Origin of the sequence: Paenibacillus ottowii, from assembly GCF_050516475.1 — a bacterium.
Lineage (GTDB): Bacteria > Bacillota > Bacilli > Paenibacillales > Paenibacillaceae > Paenibacillus > Paenibacillus ottowii.
In genome coordinates this window covers 2,496,781-2,516,591 of the sequence record NZ_CP191577.1, presented here as the reverse complement: position 1 = coordinate 2,516,591, position 19,811 = coordinate 2,496,781, and the positions used below count along the sequence as shown (strand labels likewise).

20 protein-coding genes and 3 pseudogenes are annotated in these 19,811 nt (G+C 41.7%); 13 read left to right on the top strand and 10 right to left on the bottom strand.

The window, feature by feature from the left end:
* Positions 1–198: 198 nt before the first annotated feature.
* The 4 genes from ACQQ6X_RS11965 to ACQQ6X_RS11950 all read right to left on the bottom strand — a co-directional run bounded on the left by ACQQ6X_RS11965 (position 199) and on the right by ACQQ6X_RS11950 (position 4,305).
* The gene (locus ACQQ6X_RS11965) at positions 199–579 is read right to left on the bottom strand and encodes a DUF3899 domain-containing protein (RefSeq protein WP_305165496.1); all 381 of its coding nucleotides are present in this window, start codon (positions 577–579) and stop codon (positions 199–201) included.
* Positions 579–2,222 (bottom strand): peptide ABC transporter substrate-binding protein, encoded by a 1,644-nt coding sequence (locus ACQQ6X_RS11960; RefSeq protein ID WP_149035561.1) that lies wholly within the window; start codon positions 2,220–2,222, stop codon positions 579–581. The genes ACQQ6X_RS11965 and ACQQ6X_RS11960 overlap by 1 nt, the downstream gene beginning before the upstream one ends.
* Positions 2,223–2,426: 204 nt before the next feature.
* Positions 2,427–3,377: an ABC transporter permease gene (locus ACQQ6X_RS11955; protein WP_305165495.1), complete on the bottom strand. Its 951-nt coding sequence runs from the start codon at positions 3,375–3,377 to the stop codon at positions 2,427–2,429.
* 1 nt (position 3,378) lies between these two features.
* Positions 3,379–4,305, bottom strand: coding sequence for an ABC transporter permease (locus ACQQ6X_RS11950; protein WP_305165494.1), 927 nt, complete (start codon positions 4,303–4,305; stop codon positions 3,379–3,381).
* Positions 4,306–4,626: 321 nt separating this feature from the next.
* On the opposite strand from ACQQ6X_RS11950, the gene ACQQ6X_RS11945 reads away from it, so the two are divergent.
* Genes ACQQ6X_RS11945 through ACQQ6X_RS11935 form a run of 3 tightly spaced genes read left to right on the top strand, consistent with a single transcriptional unit; the run spans position 4,627 to position 6,864 of the window.
* Positions 4,627–5,394, top strand: coding sequence for an amino acid ABC transporter substrate-binding protein (locus ACQQ6X_RS11945; RefSeq protein ID WP_305165493.1), 768 nt, complete (start codon positions 4,627–4,629; stop codon positions 5,392–5,394).
* Between the two features lie 42 nt (positions 5,395–5,436).
* Complete coding sequence (locus tag ACQQ6X_RS11940) at positions 5,437–6,096, top strand: amino acid ABC transporter permease (protein WP_017426315.1); 660 nt, start codon at positions 5,437–5,439, stop codon at positions 6,094–6,096.
* Between the two features lie 15 nt (positions 6,097–6,111).
* Positions 6,112–6,864, top strand: a complete 753-nt coding sequence (locus ACQQ6X_RS11935; RefSeq protein WP_063210847.1) for an amino acid ABC transporter ATP-binding protein — start codon at positions 6,112–6,114, stop codon at positions 6,862–6,864.
* A 340-nt stretch (positions 6,865–7,204) separates the two neighbouring features.
* On the opposite strand, the gene ACQQ6X_RS11930 is transcribed toward ACQQ6X_RS11935, so the two are convergent.
* From ACQQ6X_RS11930 to ACQQ6X_RS11920, 3 genes and pseudogenes are all read right to left on the bottom strand, one after another.
* A complete protein-coding gene (locus ACQQ6X_RS11930) occupies positions 7,205–7,474 on the bottom strand; it encodes a DUF6809 family protein (protein ID WP_305165492.1) in 270 nt (89 codons plus the stop codon).
* A 376-nt stretch (positions 7,475–7,850) separates the two neighbouring features.
* A pseudogene (locus ACQQ6X_RS11925) lies at positions 7,851–8,088 on the bottom strand (GNAT family N-acetyltransferase); the annotation flags it as partial.
* A gap of 76 nt (positions 8,089–8,164) precedes the next feature.
* Positions 8,165–8,254 (bottom strand): annotated as a pseudogene (locus ACQQ6X_RS11920) (AraC family transcriptional regulator); the annotation flags it as partial.
* A 73-nt stretch (positions 8,255–8,327) separates the two neighbouring features.
* On the opposite strand from ACQQ6X_RS11920, the gene csaA reads away from it, so the two are divergent.
* The gene (csaA, locus tag ACQQ6X_RS11915; protein ID WP_305165491.1) at positions 8,328–8,660 is read left to right on the top strand and encodes a chaperone CsaA; all 333 of its coding nucleotides are present in this window, start codon (positions 8,328–8,330) and stop codon (positions 8,658–8,660) included.
* Between the two features lie 105 nt (positions 8,661–8,765).
* Positions 8,766–9,239 carry a DinB family protein gene (locus ACQQ6X_RS11910; protein WP_305165490.1) on the top strand — a complete coding sequence of 158 codons (474 nt, stop codon included), beginning with the start codon at positions 8,766–8,768 and terminating at the stop codon, positions 9,237–9,239.
* Positions 9,240–9,368: 129 nt separating this feature from the next.
* Here the strand turns inward: ACQQ6X_RS11910 and ACQQ6X_RS11905 are convergent, their stop codons facing one another.
* A complete protein-coding gene (locus ACQQ6X_RS11905) occupies positions 9,369–10,307 on the bottom strand; it encodes a DMT family transporter (protein WP_305165489.1) in 939 nt (312 codons plus the stop codon).
* Positions 10,308–10,416: 109 nt separating this feature from the next.
* Between ACQQ6X_RS11905 and ACQQ6X_RS11900 the strand changes: the two genes are divergently transcribed.
* The 6 genes and pseudogenes from ACQQ6X_RS11900 to ACQQ6X_RS11875 all read left to right on the top strand — a co-directional run.
* The gene (locus tag ACQQ6X_RS11900; protein ID WP_305165488.1) at positions 10,417–11,304 is read left to right on the top strand and encodes an AraC family transcriptional regulator; all 888 of its coding nucleotides are present in this window, start codon (positions 10,417–10,419) and stop codon (positions 11,302–11,304) included.
* Between the two features lie 170 nt (positions 11,305–11,474).
* The gene (locus tag ACQQ6X_RS11895; RefSeq protein WP_149035573.1) at positions 11,475–12,068 is read left to right on the top strand and encodes a Crp/Fnr family transcriptional regulator; all 594 of its coding nucleotides are present in this window, start codon (positions 11,475–11,477) and stop codon (positions 12,066–12,068) included.
* Positions 12,069–12,092: 24 nt separating this feature from the next.
* Entirely contained in the window at positions 12,093–13,052 is a 960-nt protein-coding gene (locus ACQQ6X_RS11890; protein WP_152382178.1) for an aldo/keto reductase, read from the top strand.
* A gap of 50 nt (positions 13,053–13,102) precedes the next feature.
* Positions 13,103–14,311: an MFS transporter gene (locus ACQQ6X_RS11885; protein WP_305165487.1), complete on the top strand. Its 1,209-nt coding sequence runs from the start codon at positions 13,103–13,105 to the stop codon at positions 14,309–14,311.
* Positions 14,312–14,434: 123 nt separating this feature from the next.
* Positions 14,435–14,890 (top strand): DinB family protein, encoded by a 456-nt coding sequence (locus ACQQ6X_RS11880; protein ID WP_305165486.1) that lies wholly within the window; start codon positions 14,435–14,437, stop codon positions 14,888–14,890.
* 73 nt (positions 14,891–14,963) lie between these two features.
* Positions 14,964–15,450 (top strand): annotated as a pseudogene (locus ACQQ6X_RS11875) (MFS transporter); the annotation flags it as partial.
* Between the two features lie 156 nt (positions 15,451–15,606).
* Here the strand turns inward: ACQQ6X_RS11875 and ACQQ6X_RS11870 are convergent.
* Positions 15,607–16,434, bottom strand: coding sequence for an HAD-IIB family hydrolase (locus ACQQ6X_RS11870; RefSeq protein ID WP_305165485.1), 828 nt, complete (start codon positions 16,432–16,434; stop codon positions 15,607–15,609).
* Positions 16,435–16,518: 84 nt separating this feature from the next.
* Here ACQQ6X_RS11870 and ACQQ6X_RS11865 point away from each other — a divergent pair, with 84 nt between their 5' ends.
* Positions 16,519–17,502: a LacI family DNA-binding transcriptional regulator gene (locus ACQQ6X_RS11865; protein ID WP_305165484.1), complete on the top strand. Its 984-nt coding sequence runs from the start codon at positions 16,519–16,521 to the stop codon at positions 17,500–17,502.
* A gap of 87 nt (positions 17,503–17,589) precedes the next feature.
* On the opposite strand, the gene ACQQ6X_RS11860 is transcribed toward ACQQ6X_RS11865, so the two are convergent.
* Positions 17,590–18,504 (bottom strand): LysR family transcriptional regulator, encoded by a 915-nt coding sequence (locus ACQQ6X_RS11860; protein ID WP_305165483.1) that lies wholly within the window; start codon positions 18,502–18,504, stop codon positions 17,590–17,592.
* 591 nt (positions 18,505–19,095) lie between these two features.
* On the opposite strand from ACQQ6X_RS11860, the gene ACQQ6X_RS11855 reads away from it, so the two are divergent.
* Positions 19,096–19,811: dihydrodipicolinate synthase family protein (locus ACQQ6X_RS11855; RefSeq protein ID WP_430493583.1), on the top strand; the 716-nt coding region annotated here is incomplete at its 3' end.

The following is a 19,811-nucleotide window of genomic DNA, read 5'->3' as shown; positions in this document are numbered from 1 at the left end:
CACTAAAACGTATAGAAGCTCTATTGGCGGTTGCTAGCGGAGCGGGCAGAATTGTTCTGGAGAAGCGAAGCGTTCGCTTTTGTCCCCGGATTTTAACCTTTACAGGTTTTAGTTTAATAGAAATCCGGGGGCGGTGGCGATCGGAAGAACAATCTGCACGCGTAGCGTCCACCAACCGCAAGAAAGCTTCTCATTTCCTTAACTCATCCCCATTAATACCACCGAGCAAAGTAAAAGCCCCGCCCCGCACCCCGAGGTATATACCCTGAGGTGGCGGAACATGGATGTTTTCCAGGCTGACAGAGATTCATCGGAACGCAAACGTTCATTTTCCTCCTGTAATGCCTTGGATTGCCGAATGAACAACTGACCGATGTCGGCAAATCCCCGCAGGAAGAGGGTGAGAAAACCACTTTGCAGAACATGGAAGATCGCACCGATCACCAAGCCCAGCAATCCTAACAGAAATAGTAGATTCGCGGTAGCCAGGTTTTCACGACCATACATGAGATGGGGGGCGGCGTATAGAAATCCTAAGGTGCCGACAATCAGGGCAGTAATCCCGAAACGTAAAATCATTATTTTTCGACCCGTTTTGCAAAACGTAGATCTGGGTTCGAACGAGCATCAAATACGATACCTTGAATTTTAGGGCTGATTAATGCAGTATCCGCAGAGAACTGAATTGGAATGATCGGCAGATCTTCCATCAATACGTCTTCCGCCTGATGAAGCTGTTCAAAACGTTTTGCCGGATCAAGCTCAAAGGTTGAAGATTCGATCAGCTTGTCGTACTCTGGATTGCTCCAGTTGGTAAAGTTGTTCGAATTTTTGGAAGTATAATGCCCCAATACGCCAAGTGGATCAAGGAAGTTTCCTTCCCAGCCCATACGAGCAATCTGGAAGTTCTTTTGTTTAAAGGTATCAATATACGTTTTCCATTCCTGATTCTCCAGCGTCACTTCAATCCCCAGATTCGTTTTTAGCATTTCCTGAATGGCTTCAGCTACTTTTTTATGCTTGTCCGACGTGTTGTATTTGAAGGTGATCGGAGGCAGCTTGGTCAAACCTTCTTCTTTCAGACCTTCAGCCAGCAATTGCTTTGCTTTGGCCGCATCAAATTCATAGTATTTTTTCGGTGCTTCATCACGGAAGTCCTTGCCGGACGGTGTTGTTGTCCCGTATGGAACATATCCGTATGCCGGAGTTTCGCCGCCTTTGGTTACGTTGGTAGCCAGTGCTTCACGGTCAATGGCGTAGGCAATGGCCTGTCTGATTTTTTTATTGTCAAACGGCTTTTGTTTTACGTTGAAAGAATACGTGTACACACTAAAAGACGGGTGCGATAGGAATTCCTTGTTGCTCTTTTCCTGATCCAGTGTATCTACCGGAAGGCTCAGGATCAGATCCAGATCGCCTGTTTTGTACATTTGATAATAGGTTGTGGAGTCTTGAACCATTTTAAAGTTAATCGTTGCCATTGTAATGGCATCTTTGTTCCAGTATTGATCGTTTTTCGTCAGCGTAATTTGTTCGTTATGCTTCCATTCCTTGGCTACATACGCGCCATTGCCGACAATTGTGTTAGCTTCTGCTGCCCATTTGTCGCTCTTCTCCACCACAGCTTGGTTCACGGGTAAATAGGCGTGACCGACAGCAATCGTTGGGAAGAAGCTCAGCGGTGATTTTAACTCAACGACAAGTGTTTTATCATCTTTAGCTGTAACACCTACGTCTTCAATTTTACCCTTGCCCGTGTTGTACGCTTCGGCACCTTTGATGTAATAGAGGGCAGAAGGATCGTAAGCAGCTGTTTTCGGATTCAGTACCCGTTTCCAGGAGTATTCAAAGTCCTTAGCTGTCAGCGGGTCACCATTCGACCATTTTGCGCCGTCACGAATGGTAAAGGTGTACGTTTTGCCGTCAGGAGATACATCTACTTTGCTGGCAGCACCTTCTACGATTTTACCGGCTTTGTCGTATGTATACAGCCCTTCATACAGGTTATCAATGACAAAATAGGACGTTGTATCTGATGCGAAAGCAGGGTCCAGCGTGTAAGGCTCGCCACCAGCCAGATTGGCTGTAATTTCTTGCGGGACATCTGCTTGAGACGCAGCGGACGAGTCGTTGCTTGCTGTCTTGTCCGCATTGCCAGAGCATCCTGCCAAAGCCGTTACGGCCAAAAGTAAGATGATTGTCATCCAATGCATTTTTTTCATCGTCGTTTTCCTCCATTATTATGGTTATTTATTGAAAAATAAAGTACACCGTACCGGGAGCTATTCATCCTCCTTTCCGGCAGGTATGCCTCGTGTGCGCACCACTATAAAGGAATTGCCATTTTTTCTGCGGTTCGGCGAGAAGCTGTAGAAGCTGCGGACCATAGTGACACCCCTTTCTTGTCCAATTGGATATCTCTGTTGTTAATGCTGTGAACGCGGATCAAGTGCATCCTGAAGCCCGTCTCCAAGTGTGTTGAATGCCAGCATGGTGAGCGATATCATCAGTCCGGGAAAGAATAAGCGCCACCATTGACCGCTTAAAATAACGCCGAGTGAATCGTTAGCCATCGTCCCCCAGCTTGCCGAAGGAGATTGAATCCCCAGACCGAGAAAACTCAGGAACGATTCGGCAAAGATAGCCGACGGAATAGTGAACGTCAGGTTCACAATAATGATGGCCGCTGCATTCGGCAGCAGATGCCTGAAAATAATGCGTGAATGAGATGTCCCTAAGCTGCGGGCAGCCAGCACGTACTCCTGCTGCTTGAGCTGTAGGATTTGCCCGCGTACTACCCGGGCCATGCCGACCCATCCGGTAATAGATAAAGCAATAATCATCGTGAGCAGGCCAGGCTTCATAATGACGAGCAGCAGAATGATGACCAGCAGATAAGGGATACTGTATAAAATTTCAATAATACGCATTAGGATATTGTCAATTCGGTCGCCCATTTTGCCATGCCCTGCACAATAACCAGCTACACAACCGACAAGAATGCCAAGCACCAAATCAATGGCAGCAGCGGCAAAACCAATCATAAGTGAGATTCTGGCCCCAGCCCATGTCCGTGCCCATACGTCTCTGCCTAGATCGTCCGTGCCAAACCAATGTTCTTTCGAAGGAGAGAGATTCGTCTTCAAAAGGGACTGATCACTGGGTGCATAAGGGACCATGGAAGGCCCGACAATCGCCAGCACCATAATAATGATAAGAAGGGAAAGCCCCAACAGAGCAAGCTTGTTGTTGAAAAGTCTGCGAAGCCGATCCCGCCATGGTGACTCTTGGGGTCTGGTTAATGTGGGGGCGGGCATCTGACTGCGGTCTACAAGACTAAACAGGCTGTCTTTTTCGACAGTAGGTGCTGCTTTCATGTTAATCTCCTTTGCTGACTAATTTGATCCGCGGATCGACAAGGCGATAGGAAATATCAATTAAAAATAAAGTGACAACCAGAATGGCGCTGTAGAAAATGGTCGTACCCATAATGACTGGATAATCCCGGTTAAAAATACTGTCTACGAAATATTTACCGATGCCGGGTATGGCGAATATTTTTTCGACGACAAAGGTACCTGTAATCACAGAAGCGAATAGTGGTCCGATAAAGGACAGCACCGGAATCAATGCATTACGTAGACCGTGACGAATAACCACTGCCCAGGAGGACAAGCCTTTTGCTTTGGCGGTGCGTATGTATTCCTCATGCATGACCTCCAGCATACTTGTCCGCATAAAACGAGCAATAACGGCAAGAGGTGAAACAGCGAGAGCTAGCGATGGAAGCACTGTATGCTGCCAGGTTCCCCATGAGGCAACTGGGAGCAGATGCCATTTGACGGCAACATACTTGATTAACAGCGGTGCCAAAATGAAGCTGGGTACAGAAATACCAACAATGGCAATAAACATCGAAATATAATCCAGCGGTCGATTATGGTGTAAAGCAGCCAATGTTCCGAGCGAAATACCGGCTATAATCGCAACCACGATGGATTGAATGCCCAGCAGTGCAGAAGGTGGAAAGCCTCTGGCGATAAGCATATTTACGTCGGTTGTTTTCGATTGAATAGACGGCCCCATATCCAGCACGAGCAGATTTTTGAGATACAATACATACTGCACAGCGAGCGGCTTGTCCAGATTGTACCGAGCACGCATATTTTGCAATACGGTCTCTGGAATGGTCTTGGAATCGTTCGAGAACGGATCTCCTGGAATGATGTGCATGATAATAAACGTTAAAGTGACGATAATCCATAACGTAATGAGCATCGTGAAAAGACGTTTTAAAATGTACATGGGACATTATTTCTCCTGTCTATCAAGCTGATTTACATTCTGTTGCTACCAAATTTCCGGAAATATATAAAAGCTTATAAGAATACTAGGAAAAATAATAAAACGGATAAGCTAACATGTCAAGGTAAGGTTTTACATTATAGAACACAGGTCAAATTTTCGTCACAAGTTTTCCATTTTTATAAGGATAAGATTCCGCTGATTCCTCTCGACGAGTATCCTGCGGTATGGTATGATGATACTCTGATAACGTGTTAACGAACTAAAGCGTTTGCCGCCTATTCTTAAATACGGGGGTTACCATTGTTGGAGGGGAATAAGATGAGAAAAGCAGCCATGTTTACGATGATGATTGGGTTGATTATGATCGTGCTGGCCGGATGTTCCGGCGGTAAGGATAACAGCAAGTTGATTATTGGGATTGATGATAAATTCGCGCCGATGGGCTTTAGAAATGAAAATAACGAGTTAACCGGTTTTGATATTGATTATGCGAAGGCGGCCGGGGAACAAATGGGCAAACAAGTGGAATTTCAGCCGATTGACTGGTCTGCCAAAGAATCCGAGCTGAACAGTGGACGTATTGATCTCATTTGGAATGGATACACCATTACGGATGAGCGTAAGGAAAAGGTGCTGTTCACGAAGCCATATCTGAAAAATAGTCAGGTAATTGTTGTTCCGGCTGCTTCCGGTCTTTCCAAGCTGGCTGATCTGGCGGGCAAAACGGTGGGACTTCAAACGTTGTCCTCAGCAGCCGATGCATTGGATGCAAATCCGATTAAAAGTAAATTGAAGCCAGTGTCCGAGTATCCGGACAACGTTCTCGCTTTGACGGATTTGAAAACCGGTCGCCTGGATGCTGTTGTCATTGATGAGGTTGTTGCCAAGTATTATATGTCTAAGGAACCAGGGACGTATAAGCTGCTTGATGAATCACTGGCTCCTGAGGAATACGGCATTGGCGTGAAAAAAGGGAACGAAGAGCTGTTGACGCAACTGCAATCTGCTTTGGGTGAGCTGCATAAGAACGGAAAAGCGGCTGAGATTTCAAAAAAATGGTTCGGTGAAGATAAAGTATTAAATTAATACGTAATGTATATTGAACTAAGGGTTTAGGAGTCGAAGGTTATGAGTATGGAATATATTTTACGAATTATGAAGCCTATGCTTGAAGGGGCACAGATGACGGTTATTTTATTTTTTATTACGCTCATCTTGTCTATTCCGCTGGGATTTATCGTTACGCTACTGGCTAAAAGTCGGTTTAAGCCTATTGCCTGGCTGATGCACACGTACATTTATGTTATAAGGGGTACGCCGCTTTTGCTGCAATTATTGTTCTTTTGCTTTGGTTTGCCGATGTTGCCTGTTATTGGGGAATATCTGGTACTTGACCGGACAACGGCAGCGGTACTGGCGTTTGTACTGAATTATGCGGCTTATTTTGCAGAAATTTTTAGAGGCGGGATGTTGTCGATTGATAAAGGGCAATACGAAGCTTCGCAAGTGCTGGGCTTGAGCAAGTCGCAAACGCTGATCAGAGTCATTGTGCCGCAAATGGTACGGATTGCTTTGCCTGCGGTAACCAATGAGGCGACGACCCTGGTGAAAGACACGGCTTTGCTGTATGCAGTAGCGGTACCGGAACTTCTGCATTTTGCGAATACAGCTGTAAACCGCGATTTTACGATTGTGCCTTATGTTGTAGCGGCAGTTATTTATTTGTTGATGGCTTTGGTGCTTACTATATTCTTCAGAGCGCTGGAAAAACGTTTTAAATTTGAGTAAAAGGAATGTCGGGATATGAACACAAACGCAATAGAAGTAACCGATTTGAAAAAATCGTTCGGCCAGCTCGACGTTCTGAAAAGAGTGAGCTTTAATGTTAAGGCGGGCGAGGTTGTAGCTGTCATCGGTCCTTCAGGTTCAGGGAAAAGTACCATGCTCCGTAGTTTGGTACACCTGGAAGATGTGACGGGCGGGACGATTCGCATCCATGATAAGGCACTGGTGGAAAACGGTCAGTATGCTTCGGCAGGCGATATTAAGAGCATAACTACCGGGATGGGCATGGTATTTCAGCACTTTAATCTGTTTCCTCATTTGACAGTGCAGGATAACCTGGAACTGGCTCCAAAGCTGGTGAAAAAGGTGAGCAAGGCTGAGCTGCGGCGCCAGAGCACCGAGTTGCTGGCTAAAGTCGGCTTGGCGGATAAAGCGGATGCGTATCCGTCACGATTGTCGGGGGGCCAGAAGCAACGTGTGGCGATTGCCCGGGCAATGATGATGAATCCTGATATTTTGCTATTCGACGAGCCGACCTCAGCCCTTGATCCCGAGCTGACAGGCGAGGTGCTGCGAGTGATCAAAAAGCTGGCTGAGGAGCACATGACGATGGTCATCGTGACCCATGAAATGAATTTCGCAAGAGATGTGGCGGATCGCGTTATTTTTATGGACAACGGAGAAATTGCAGAATCTGGTACACCGGAGCAGATTTTTGGCAATCCGCAGCTGGAACGGACCAAGGTGTTTTTGAATCGGGTGGGGGATTAAAAACATAGTTGTTCCGAGGGGAGGCGCTGCGCGTGCAGATTATTCTTCCGATCGCTGTTGCAACGGGATTTTTTCATTTATATGACACCTGGTAAGGTTAAAATCCCGTTGCAAAGGCGAACGCTCCGCTTCTTCAGAACAATTCTGCCCGCTCCGCTCACCGACCACCTGTATAGGTACTATGTTTTTAAGCAGGAAGTGTGAGTAGGAATAAGAGAAAGGGAGATGGCAAAGCGCCATCTCCCTTTTGTAGTTGTAGGGCGTGCTGTAAACTGGGCTTATTTAAGCTGATAAAGTGCTCTTTTCTCCATCATTTTCCTTATCGTTTATGACCAGCAACTCATTCTTTCTCACTGCTAAATACTTCAATCATCGTTAATGCCCCCGTCCGATAACCGTGGATGAACGCTGCTGCGGAGTGCAGGGAAGTTGACTCGCTTAATAAATCAAGCATGACTTCAATTTGCTCAAAATCGACTGCCGGTAATTTATTTTTCAACATCTCCATAAGATCGCTAATTTTTTGATTCACTTTTTGAGATTCAGGGTCGGTTGACTTTACTTGTTCACTGGGACGCCATTTTCCATAATACATATCCTCCAAAATCATTTAAATCATGCCTCTCTATGAATACTGTTGTGTTAAGTCTTTGTCATCACGTAAATCCATCATCCAAGCAAAGTTTACTACATATGGAAGCTACATATTGATATTTATGCGTTATTCGCATAAAACTTTTTTAGTATACAAGCCGAGTTAAAAATGTACATGGGATGCCGCTACGCGGTCGTATTTCTTAATCAAGCTAAAAAGTTTGAAATCCGGGCACAAAGGTGAACGTTATCGCTTGAACAGCACTATTCTGTCCGCTTCGTTTCTTGTTCGACTTGGTGCTGATTTCTTACAAATCTCGCAAACGACCTATTATAATTAAAACGTCCCATTATAACCGTATTGTGGTACTTACCGTCGGTAAGAATTTTGTCCTTTACAGCAACTAAAAATAAATTTCTTGGTTTTACAGCGTCCATTTGTATGATTTGTCTGAACCTTGATGTATCTATAATAAATGCTACCCCTTGCTCTCTATCTAAAATTTTCTGTCTCTCCATTAATCTGTAATCTTAATCAGATAAATCTGCCGCATCTTTGTCGATTGCTGATCTAACGGTATAATGTAGCCCATTCACATAAAATTCTCTCTTTTTGCAGTTGCAGGGTATACCAATGGATCTAATATCGGTTACTTCAATTCTTAATTCATGAATCATTTCTAAATTTGCGGAATTCTTTAGGTGTTTAATTATATTGTTTTTTAAAAGACTGAATGAAGTGATTTACGTGATTGAAGCCCACTCTGTGGGCTATTTCAGTTATGGTATATTGTGTTTTGCAAAATTATTAAAATTGTTTACGGATTATTGTAAGATTTAAGAAAACAATGGATGAGGAGAATACTTACATGGCAACGATTGACGATTTTTTGAAACTCGATATTCGGGTTGGAACCATCATTAACGCTGAGTTTTTTGCAGAAGCCAAAGTACCTGCCATTAAACTTGAAATTGATTTTGGACAAGATATTGGAATAAAAACATCGAGTGCACAAATTACAAAAAGATATGTAGCTGAAGAAATGATAGGGGAACAAATCATAGCTGTAGTCAACTTTCCTCCTCGACGAATAGCAGGCTTTAAGTCAGAGGTATTAGTCCTTGGCGGAATACCCGAAAAGGGGGACGTGGTTTTGTTGAAACCAGATATTAAATTACCTGATGGAACACCCATCGGATGATAAATCGTTCCTTTTTCATCTGTATCCTTTTCATAAAAGAAGGTAATGGGTTGCAAGTATAGAATTACTACCTTAGGAAACTACTAAATTTTGGAGGTTGGTAGCATGTCTGTAGTAGCTCAATATCTTCAGGAATGGCTGAGGCACAGATTGGTGTTGCAAGAATTGGTTAAAGTGATTCCGGATGAACATATTGACTTTAAACCCTGGGACAATGCGATGCCTATGGGTTCCCTAATTGTTCATATAGCCAGTTCTATGGAAATGTTCGTGAAAACTGTAAAAAATGGTACCTTCACTCCACCGACAAAAATAGATCAATATCACACAATAGCCGATGTAGGCAGCATAGTCGATCAATTGACAGAGGAAACAATTCGAGAATTGAAGGAATTAAATGCTCAACAGCTAGAAAAGGAGATTGAATTTAAAAACTTCCTTGGCACGGGGAGCTTCTGGCTATCCACGGCGAAAGACCATGAGATTCACCATAAAGGCCAATTATTTACGTATGTACGAATGGTTGGAGTACAAAATATACCTTTTATGATTATGCAACCTCCCCAAAAAACAAATTAACGTTCGGATGTATCATTATACGAAACCCAAACGGTAGCTTCATATATGAGACGGCAGCCATGAAAACGGCTGCCGTTTTCTGCTCCATTAACGAGCAGTTTTACCCTAATGCCTACCCGTAAAATTTACTCACTCTGAAAGCGAGATATCTTCTTTTGATTGGTTATTTGAAGAAGGCTTTTTATTGAATGCTAATAACAAGATCAGCCCGATGATACATAATACACCCATCCATTGGAAGAAGCCAAAAGGCTCTTTTAACCAAAATACAGTTGTTAGAACAGCAGCTAGCGGTTCCAAACTACTTAGAAAGCTTGTTTCTTTTGGTGATAGACTTTGTAAACTTTCTATATAGAACCAAAATGCGATCATTGTACCGAAGATGATAACGAATGCTAGGTATAAATAGGTTTCTGGTGTCAAGGTTTTAAAATCGACCTGCCAAGGAGGATGGATCAAGCTTAATCCCAAACCGCCAATGATCATAGCCCAACCTACAATAACTAGGGAATCGTACTGCTTCAAAAGAGGAATGGCGTATAAGGTATAAAAAGCCAGGGCTATTGCTGATAAGATCCCCCAAACGATTGCGACCGTCGGGACAGATAGTTGAGAAATGGAGCCGTTTGTTAATAAGAAAAAACACCCCACTAAAGCCAGAAAAATAGCTGACAGATCCTTTCGTGTGAAGACAATGTGCCTTCGCAGAACTAAATAGATGATAATCATTACAGGTGCTAGATACTGTAATAGTGTCGCAACAGCAGCATTACCACTTTGGATCGAGGCCATATACGTATATTGGACCGCTAGCATACCCACCAAACCGTAGACAATGAGTTGAAAAGTGGTTCTTTTATTTTTCCATACAGTCCATATTTGTGAACGTTCCTTTACCAAAAATTGTACAGCCAACAGTAAGACACCAGCCATGAGTAAACGTACCGTTACAAGCCAATTGACATCAATTTGTTGAAAGAGTTTTTTGGCAACGGTCCCGCTGACACCCCAAAATATAGCTCCTGTGATAACAAGAAATAATCCTGTCCTTCTAGCTGATTTGTTCATGAATATTCTCCACCTTGAGATATAATAATAGTGTTATAATAGGTGAAAATTTTTTTGAATTATACTTGAATATGATAAAAAAATATAAATATATTGAGGTTGTGATGATTTGCAAATAAAAAACTTCATGGTTGATCAAAACCTAAAAGAACTAACTGAGCATCGGACAGTCGTACTACCGATTGCATGTTATGAAACAACGATTAACCAAAATATACATGGACATATACCTCTTCATTGGCATGATGAAATTCAATTTGTTCTGGTTGTAAAAGGGGAAGCGATTTTTCAAATTAATGAAGACAAACGAATTGTACGACAAGGTGATGGCTTATTTATAAATAGTGGCTGCCTACATATGGCGGAAGATCAGAATGAATCGGGTTGTGTGTATATCTGTTTAAACGCTTCTCCTCATTACGTTTTATCACCAGAGCTTTACAGCCCCTATGTAGCCCCTTATATTCAAGCAACTAACTTACCTTATGTATATATAGATTCTAATGAGCTCTGGGGGAAAAACATCTTAGATGCCATTTTTAAAATCAATCAATGTATTCAACAAAAATCACCATACTTTGAGATGGATATTACCATGCATTTAACAATGATCTGGAAAAATTTGGTCATGAATGGCTTTAAATTAGAATATGACCAGACGGAAATGGTAAAGAGTCAGCGGATCAAGCAAATGTTAAATTGGATCTATTTACATTACACTGAAAAAGTCACATTAGATGATATTGCGAAAGCTGGTCAATTGAGCCGTTCTGAATGCTGCCGATATTTCAAACGAGTGTTAAAGATAACTCCGCTGAATTATGTCATGGATTATCGAATTCAAAAAAGCTTGGTCTTACTGCAGCAAGCAGAATCTAACGTTACAGAAGTTGCCTATAAGGTCGGATTTAACAGTACAAGCTATTTTATAGAAAGATTCAGAAAAGCAATGAACATGACACCCTTAGCCTACAAAAAATCAAAAATGGATGATTGATAACCCATGGATGAACGCTGCTGCGGAGTGTAGGGAAGTGGACTCGCTTAATATACATATTATTATCTTTTGTTAATTACAAGGTGTAAGTATGGAAATATAATCTAGACAGATGTTGCAGAATTCTGAACGCAACCAAATATAAAGTATGGGAGTGAAGGAGGAAACAGATGAAGGATGAATTCGCTCAAATCCAAAATTCAATTGAACTGCTTATGCAGGATAAGCTGCCACAAGAGGTCGTTAACCATGCAATGAATAAGTTTACAAAAAAGAAAATTGCTAAAGGAGATTTATTAGTTCATCAGGGAGTTGTACAAAAAGAAATATACTTTGTTATCTCCGGTTTATTAAGAAGCTTTTATATAGATGTTAATGGGGATGATATCACAAGATTTTTTTCAAAAGAGGGTTCAGTGCTTTGTTATGAAATATTGTTTGATCATAAACCTTCAAACCGTTGTATCGAGGCTTTGGAGGATAGTGTCGTTATGGCCATGTCATGTAATGATTTCAAAAAATTAATAGAGAATCATATATATTGCATGAAAGCTTATACAAAATTATTGGAACGTAAGTTGGAATATAAAATTCAAAGAGAGAGCAGTTTTTTATTAAAAAGTGCAACGGAGAGGTATTTGGATTTTAGAAAAAGGTATCCCCAGTTGGAGAAGCGTATCAATCTAGCCTATATCGCCTCTTATATCGGAATTACACCCGTGTCGTTGAGTAGAATCAGAAGGGCGATTGCGGAGGAAATTTAAAATTTGGAAAGCGAGGAGTTCATCATGAAATATGTAACCATGAAAAACGACAAAATACCAGCTATTGCACTGGGAACGTGGTCATGGGGCACAGGTGTTAACGGTGGAGACCGGGTTTTTGGAAATAACTATACTGCGGAGGAATTGAGACCTGTTTATGAAAAAGCCGTTAAACATGGTTTTACCTTATGGGATACTGCAGCCGTATATGGTTATGGCGCATCGGAAACCATTTTAGGCCATTTCATTAAGGGAGAACAAGATATATTGATTTCTACTAAGTTCACACCCTTCGATGGCCAAGAGCAAAACATGAGGAAGTCATTAAAGGAAAGTATGGAGAGACTTTGTAGGGAAAATATTGACCTTTATTGGATTCACAATCCCCGGAATGTTGAAAAATGGACACAAGAAATCATCCCCCTTGCAAAGGAAAATAAGATTAAACACATCGGGGTATCTAATCATAACTTGGATGAATTGAAATTGGCTGTTAGCATTCTGGAAAAAGAGGGCTTGGAACTTGCAGCCGTTCAAAATCACTATAGTTTATTATATAGGGAATCAGAAGAGGCAGGTATTATCGATTGGTGTAACGATAATCATATCGTTTTCTTCTCTTATATGGTCCTGGAACAAGGAGCACTAACAGGCAAATATAATGCTAATCATCCGTTCCAGAGCAATACAAGAAGAGGAGAAGCCTTTAGTATAGAAACCCTAAGAAAACTTCAAAATTTAATCAATGTGATGAGCGAGATTGGAGACAAATATAAAGTTGGACCGGCCCCCGTAGCAATGGCTTGGGCCCTTGTAAAGGGGACTGTACCCATTATAGGAGTTACCAAAGAAGCACATATTGACGATGCATTAACTGCTATAACTCTTACACTAGAAAAAAAGGACATTCATGATCTAGAAGACGCAGCTATGGAGACAGGTATATCCGTTAGGGGCGCATGGGAAAAAAGTATGAAAAAATAATTTTGCATTTATAATGAACGCTCTTTGTATTTGGATGGAGGTATATCATCATGAATTCTTTAGCCGAACGCAAGTCTATTCCCACCTGGCTCACATTTTTGCTTGCCGCTTCTTGTGGAATTATCGTGGCCAATCTTTATTACGCGCAGACACTGGTTGGACCAATTAGTGAAACTACCCGATTGTCCTCATCTGTTGCTAGTCTGATCGTGACGATTACGCAAATTGGGTATGTGCTTGGTTTGCTGTTTATAGTTCCGCTTAGTGATCTTGTTGAGAACCGCCGCCTCACTGTTATTTCTTTGGTCGTAGTGGTCCTCGCGCTAGCCGGTGCTACCTTTGTCCACAACGCAGGAATTTTCCTGGCCGCTTCCCTGTTCATTGGCCTTGGCTCGGTGGTCGCCCAAATTCTTGTTCCCTACGCCACTTATTTATCTTCAGAAGAACAACGTGGACGAGTAGTCGGCAATGTCATGAGTGGCTTGCTGCTTGGTATTATGTTTGCCCGACCGTTGGCCAGCTTTGTAGCCAGCTTATGGGGATGGCAAGCGATCTTTGCTTTTTCAATGGTTTTGATTGCCCTGCTTACCCTTGTTTTGTCCCGTGTGCTTCCACAACGGAAACCGACACCTACATTAAATTATCGACAATTGATTCTATCGCTTGGCTCCCTATTTGTCCGTACACCCGTTCTACGTCGCCGCGCTTTCTATCAAGCTTGTCTGTTTGGCGCCTTTAGCTTGTTCTGGACCGTTATTCCTCTGCATCTGGCGGATCACTTTGGCCTCTCACAGCAGGGGATTGCATGGTTTGCCTTAGCTGGTGTGGGTGGCGCTATTGCCGCACCTATTTGTGGCCGTTTAGCCGACAAAGGCTGGACCCGGGCTTTAACCGGCACATTTCTGGTGGTAGCTGTTTTTTCCTTCCTGCTAGCCGTACTGGTAAAAGGTCATTCTGTTGTGAGTTTACTGCTGATGGTTGTCGCTGCAATTACACTGGATATGGCTGTTTCGGGCAATCTGGTATTGGGTCAACGCGCTATTTATTCGATTGGCAAAGAATCAAGAGGACGCTTGAATGGACTGTTCATGTCGTTATTTTTCTTGGGCGGTGCAGCTGGCTCTTCCTTGGGCGGCTGGGCATACGCCCAAGGTGGCTGGCAGACTGCAGCTGGTTTGGGTACAGTTCTCCCGGCTCTGGCCCTGCTGTACTTCCTGACTGAACGAAAACCCGTTTTTAGCAAGCTCAAACAAAGCTAAAAGCTGTATGCCTCCCGGGGAAACACGACGTCGCTTTATCAGGTAATTAAAAGTTTGAAGTCGTTAAACTAACGCGATACATTAGGTATAAGTAATCGATGAAAAGAAGAGGGGGAGACTGAAATGAAGACAATCAAGTGTATGATGGACCACCTATACTGGGCGGACGGACGCATCATGGACGCGCTCGAGGAGAGTGAGACGAGGAACAAGGACCTTCTGAAGCTGGTTCGGCATGTTGCGGTCGCGGAACGAGTCTGGCTGGACCGATTGCAGGGCAAGGGCAGTGCGAAATATTCGTTGTGGGAGGAAACGGAAGACCTGACGGCGATCCGGACGATGTTCGAAGAAAACGCCGAGCAATATCGCATCTATATCGAAGGGCTCAAGGAATTCGAACTGGATGAGATGATTGACTATGAGAACCAGAGCGGGGTTTCGTTCCGAACGTCCGCTCGGGACATCTTGTTGCAGGTCCTCTTACATGGGCAATATCACCGAGGACAGATCAACCGGGCACTTCGGATTGAATCGGCAGAGCCTGCCCAAGTCGATTACATCACGTTCACGAGACTCTAAAGGGGCCTAATAATTAACATAAAATCTAAAGTCGTAGGAAAAGTTATGGTTATAATGGAGATGTTATAAAAGCTTATTAAGTGTTCTTCCATTACTGATTATCTATCAAAAGGTTCCGGCAATCAAAGAAGAAGAAAAGGTTACCCTCAGAATGCAGCTCTCTATTTTAAGAAATCCAACCATTTTGACGGCCTTGGTTATTACGTTATTTTATGTCGGCGACTCTTCTTTTATTCGCTCTAGCCGGAGTCAATCTCTGGGTATTAATCTTGGTATTAATGATTTTCATGTTAGCAACGTGGAGCATTTCCCCGGCCCAGCAACTATATCTGGTTACTCCGGCGCCTCGAAATCCGGACATTGCTCTTAGCGTAAATACTTCGTTCATCCAATTTGGTTTTGCACTGGGATCTGGATTAGGCGGGCTAGTCATCAGTCGTACATCTGTCCTATATTTGAATTGGCTGGGTTTTGCCGCTGTAAGCATAGCTTTAATTCTTGCCATCTTACTATTTAATAAAATGAGCAGTGGAACTAAAACTCCTATAGTTACTAAATAAGAAATGGACTGGACTAAGGTGAAAACTATTCAATACAAACAAGAAGGCAGCCAATCAAAGTGATTAGCTGCCTTTGTTTAACTAACGGGCAGGATAGAGTGACTTTTGTATAGAAAATTAAAAAAGAACGAATCAAGTTCGTACGCAAAATCTGAATTACTCCCCAAAGAAATTTCTGCATACATGTAAAATTCCCTCGGCGTAAGGGTAAGGGGCAACGTTGTTGTGGCATGACTTTGCCTCTGCCGTTGCATTCTGGAGAAGATATCCATGGGCAACCATCTGAAGCATCTCGATGTCATTTCCACTGTCACCGAAAGCCAATGTTTTGGACAGAGGGACCTGACTATAATCTATCAGGAATTGCACAGCTGCTTTCTTTCCAGTTCCTGCGGGGATAAAATCGACATCATATGCATGCTCAGGATCACCCGCCTTGGGATTGCAAATATTGATATTAATTCCGATTCCATGATTTGCAGCCAGATGCCTGATGATACGTATATCATATTGGGTTTTGACTGCTGATACCGGATAATAATAGTAGTTCATTTTGTATCCGGTTTGCCCAAATTGAGTCTGTTCGTCAAGAACAATGTTGAATATTGATTTTAATTCGCTAATTAAATCTTCTACATCCCTTCGAGAGAATCCGGAGCCCCTTGTGATCTTTGCCCATGAAGGAACAGTGACCAGTTGTCCGTCAGGCGCGACTTCCCACATCTCTGTGCCCAGATTGCTCGCTATAAAATGGGGGAGCTGCGTCATACCGGCTATATTCATTTTTGCTTGTATTTGCTGAACACTACTTCCGGTGACCCAAGCTATCTTTACCTGATGATTTCTGGCAAGCTGCTGGAGGTATTGTTCCAGTTCGTACACCATTTTGAGTTGTTCAGGCAAACATTCATGCGGGTAATACGTTTCGTCAAAATCAAACAATATCAGATATTCGGTTACAGTGGGGGTATATATGACTTTCATGAGTGTGACTCCTCCCATAGCTTGTTAACGATATCATAGTTGCAGGGAACGTTCCCAGGTCAATACTTAAATGAGGTGTTAATTTTGCCCACCATAATTGATATTTCACGTGTAAGCGGTCTCTCTAAGTCGACGGTATCACGTGTGTTAAATAACCATCCTCATGTATCTATTGAAAGCAGACAAAAAGTACAAAAAGCCATTACGGAGCTGGGATATGTCCGCAATACGCAGGGGGTTCAGTTGCGTTTACAGGCCAGCAATCATATCGGTGTGCTTGTCCCGGATGTGGAACATCCCTATTTCAGTCAGCTTGTTAGTGCATTAAGTCGATCTTTAGGCTCAATGGGGTATCAACTTGTCATCTATCAGACCGAATTATCTCGGGAGTATGAACGTGATGTGTATACCCGATTGGCACGCCGAGAAATGGATGCCGTGGTTATTGCTCATTCCCATTTCTCGGAGAGAGAAATTAAAGAATATATAGGTTCTCACATTGGAGTCATATGCAACGAAGCGATGGACGGAGAGTTTCTCGATGTCTTCCGATTGGATGAAGAAGATGCAGTCTTTCAAGCGACAGCATATTTGCTGTCCAAGGGGCGCCGTCATCTGTTTTTCTGTATGGATCACCTGACACAACTGCAGGAGAAAAGATGGAATGGGTTTCAACTGGCTCACCAACAATTCGGTCTTGTCTGTACGAAATCACAATGTTATACGGGTCTGATGACTATGGAAGATGGGTATGCCTTGGGGGAACAATTATTTACTTCTGATCAATTACCGGATGGAATGATAACAGGTAGTGACTTTGTAGCTACTGGTTTATTGAAAGCAGCAAAGCAAAAGGGGATATCTGTGCCTCAAGAAATGTCCGTCATCGGATTTGATAACCATCCTGTAGGATTAATGACTGATCCGGAATTGACCACATTAACCAATTGTATTCCTGATATGGTAAGGGATGTTACGGAATGTCTTGCCCGGCGATTGAAGGGGATGCGATCTGCTCCTATAACGAAAATCTACAAGACTTCGCTGATTATACGTAATTCTACTTAAAAAAAATGAAGAAAAAGAAAGATAGTGAAATATCCAGCTCTATTATTAAGAGTATATAAATAAAGATTAATAAAATGAGTGGACTGTTTAATCAGTGCCTTTCATAAAATCTTGAGTCAAATGGAGTGAAGCCTCTTTTAGAGTATTAATAAAAATACGTGTCGCAGCACTCAGGTATTTATCTTTCCTGTAGATAATTCCTATATATCGAGCAAGATTAACATTTAAAATGGGAATAATTCTGATACGAGGATGGTTAAGGTACTCTAAGTAAGGCCTCGGTAATATAGTTACCCCGATCCTATCTATAACCATATTAATTAAAGATTGCATGGTTGTTATTTCAAAGATCGGTTCTGGAATAAACCCCACGTCTTTACAAGCTTTATTTATAAGCTGTCTTATAAAATATTGTTCAGGAAGTAAAATGGAAGGTGTTGTTTGCAAGACTTCTATACCTAATTTATCCTGATTCTCTAACGGGTGTCCAACAGGCACTGCAAACGCCATTTCCTCTTTATATAAAGAAATGGTTTCTAATTCATCCCCTTTCATAGGTAAAAAAACAATGCCTATATCCAGCTTATTTTCTAACAGTTGTTTTTGAATATCCCCAGTACGTAATCCAAACACAGATATCTTAACACCAGGATATAGATGATGGAAACTACGTAATGTGGGCGGAATGAGGTAATTTTCAACGGTTAACAAGGTGCCTATAGAAATGGTTCCTCTTTGAAGACCATTTAGTTCATCTATTGAGGTTTTTGCCTGTTCCAGTTCATGAAAAATGTTACGTGTATACTTTAAGAGTAATTCCCCTGATTCCGTAAGAGCCGTCTTTTTACCAATGCGATCAAATAAAAGTGTGCCAATTTCATGTTCTAACAAACGAATTTGTTGACTTAAAGAAGGTTGAGAAATCCCTACCTTTTCTGCTGCTCTTGTAAAATGTAGCTCTTGGCACACAGCGTAAAAATATTCAAGTTGTCTTAACTCCATTCTAAAGCCTCCTGATTTAAACGGTAATAGTTCCTACCTTTGCATTTTGCAAGTTCATTAACATAAATTTCAATAGGAATCCTATAAACAATCTAAGATATTACACATTATATCATAGGTTAAACCTATGGTTATTATATAAATAATTGAATTGTACTATTAATTGAACTGTCTTAGACTATTAGTTGCACAGAGATCCAAGTAAAGTCTTTAATCCTAAAAGTATAAAAACTGTGTAAAAATTTTGCGGAGGGTGATAAGATGGGGAGTCAAAAAACAGAGATTATCTACTACAGTGAGATTTTAATAAAGAGTAGGAAGCCTGCCGTTCGAGCATGTTCATGGAAATGGAAAGATATTTATCCATTACTCAATCAATCTGTATCGGAAGACTTTCTTTAAAGTGGCCGTGGAGCATTTGTCACTCGTTCATAATAATGTAGCTCTCAATCTAGTATTTCAGGGCTAGGGTGAACATAGAACAATTTAGTCATTCAAATATACCTTTAAAAAATTATCTGAAAAGATTTAGCATTTGACCTTATGTACAAATTAGTTCTTGTAATGTATATACACTGGAGGATATAACTGATGAAAAATTTTAATGTTGCTATTCCAACTCCCTTTCGTGATGATGAGAGCTTATATTTAGAAGGATTCAATCCTATTGTTAAACATTTAACAGATAACGGGATAGATTCACTACTTGTGTCTGCTACGACAGGCGAACAAAATTCAATGAGCATTGAAGAGCGTATTCAGATTATTGATTATTTTAATCAACAAAAATTTGAAAATGTTGAACTGATGTTTGGCGTATCAGCTACAACAACAAGAAATGCAATAAAACTGGTTAAAAAGCTTGAGGAATCTGTTTTTGATTCTATTCTAATTCAGTTTCCACCTTACATTCAGCCGACACAACAACAAGCTATTTCTTATATCAATGAGCTGCTACAACATACCACCAAAAACGTTGTCCTTTATAATAATCCTTTCCGAACAGGATTTGAGCTAAGTGCTGAATCATTAAAGACTGTTATTAACCAGAAGTATTCTAACCTTGTAGGACTTAAAGAAGAGAGTGATGCCAAACGTCACCATAATACTGACTTACCAGATGATTTCATTATGTTCGCTGGTGGAGATGTAAATCTTACAGAAAAGATAATGAATGGATGTAATGGACTTTCTAGTATGGTAGGAAATGTTTACCCACAAGAAATCAAACAAATTTTTAATGACTTATTAATGAATAAACCAGTAGACCTTTGGAAGATAAAACAATTAATTAATAAAGTTACAAG

Bases quoted from the DNA above. Each gene is read 5' to 3' on its own strand.
- ACQQ6X_RS11930 (WP_305165492.1), bottom strand. From the start codon at position 7,474: ATGATTTTGGAGGATATGTATTATGGAAAATGGCGTCCCAGTGAACAA.
- ACQQ6X_RS11955 (WP_305165495.1), bottom strand. From the start codon at position 3,377: ATGAAAGCAGCACCTACTGTCGAAAAAGACAGCCTGTTTAGTCTTGTA.
- ACQQ6X_RS11940 (WP_017426315.1), top strand. From the start codon at position 5,437: ATGAGTATGGAATATATTTTACGAATTATGAAGCCTATGCTTGAAGGG.
- ACQQ6X_RS11960 (WP_149035561.1), bottom strand. From the start codon at position 2,222: ATGAAAAAAATGCATTGGATGACAATCATCTTACTTTTGGCCGTAACG.
- ACQQ6X_RS11895 (WP_149035573.1), top strand. From the start codon at position 11,475: ATGAAGGATGAATTCGCTCAAATCCAAAATTCAATTGAACTGCTTATG.
- ACQQ6X_RS11905 (WP_305165489.1), bottom strand. From the start codon at position 10,307: ATGAACAAATCAGCTAGAAGGACAGGATTATTTCTTGTTATCACAGGA.
- ACQQ6X_RS11965 (WP_305165496.1), bottom strand. From the start codon at position 579: ATGATTTTACGTTTCGGGATTACTGCCCTGATTGTCGGCACCTTAGGA.
- csaA (WP_305165491.1), top strand. From the start codon at position 8,328: ATGGCAACGATTGACGATTTTTTGAAACTCGATATTCGGGTTGGAACC.
- ACQQ6X_RS11870 (WP_305165485.1), bottom strand. From the start codon at position 16,434: ATGAAAGTCATATATACCCCCACTGTAACCGAATATCTGATATTGTTT.
- ACQQ6X_RS11935 (WP_063210847.1), top strand. From the start codon at position 6,112: ATGAACACAAACGCAATAGAAGTAACCGATTTGAAAAAATCGTTCGGC.
- ACQQ6X_RS11885 (WP_305165487.1), top strand. From the start codon at position 13,103: ATGAATTCTTTAGCCGAACGCAAGTCTATTCCCACCTGGCTCACATTT.
- ACQQ6X_RS11950 (WP_305165494.1), bottom strand. From the start codon at position 4,305: ATGTACATTTTAAAACGTCTTTTCACGATGCTCATTACGTTATGGATT.
- ACQQ6X_RS11910 (WP_305165490.1), top strand. From the start codon at position 8,766: ATGTCTGTAGTAGCTCAATATCTTCAGGAATGGCTGAGGCACAGATTG.
- ACQQ6X_RS11860 (WP_305165483.1), bottom strand. From the start codon at position 18,504: ATGGAGTTAAGACAACTTGAATATTTTTACGCTGTGTGCCAAGAGCTA.
- ACQQ6X_RS11890 (WP_152382178.1), top strand. From the start codon at position 12,093: ATGAAATATGTAACCATGAAAAACGACAAAATACCAGCTATTGCACTG.
- ACQQ6X_RS11880 (WP_305165486.1), top strand. From the start codon at position 14,435: ATGAAGACAATCAAGTGTATGATGGACCACCTATACTGGGCGGACGGA.
- ACQQ6X_RS11945 (WP_305165493.1), top strand. From the start codon at position 4,627: ATGAGAAAAGCAGCCATGTTTACGATGATGATTGGGTTGATTATGATC.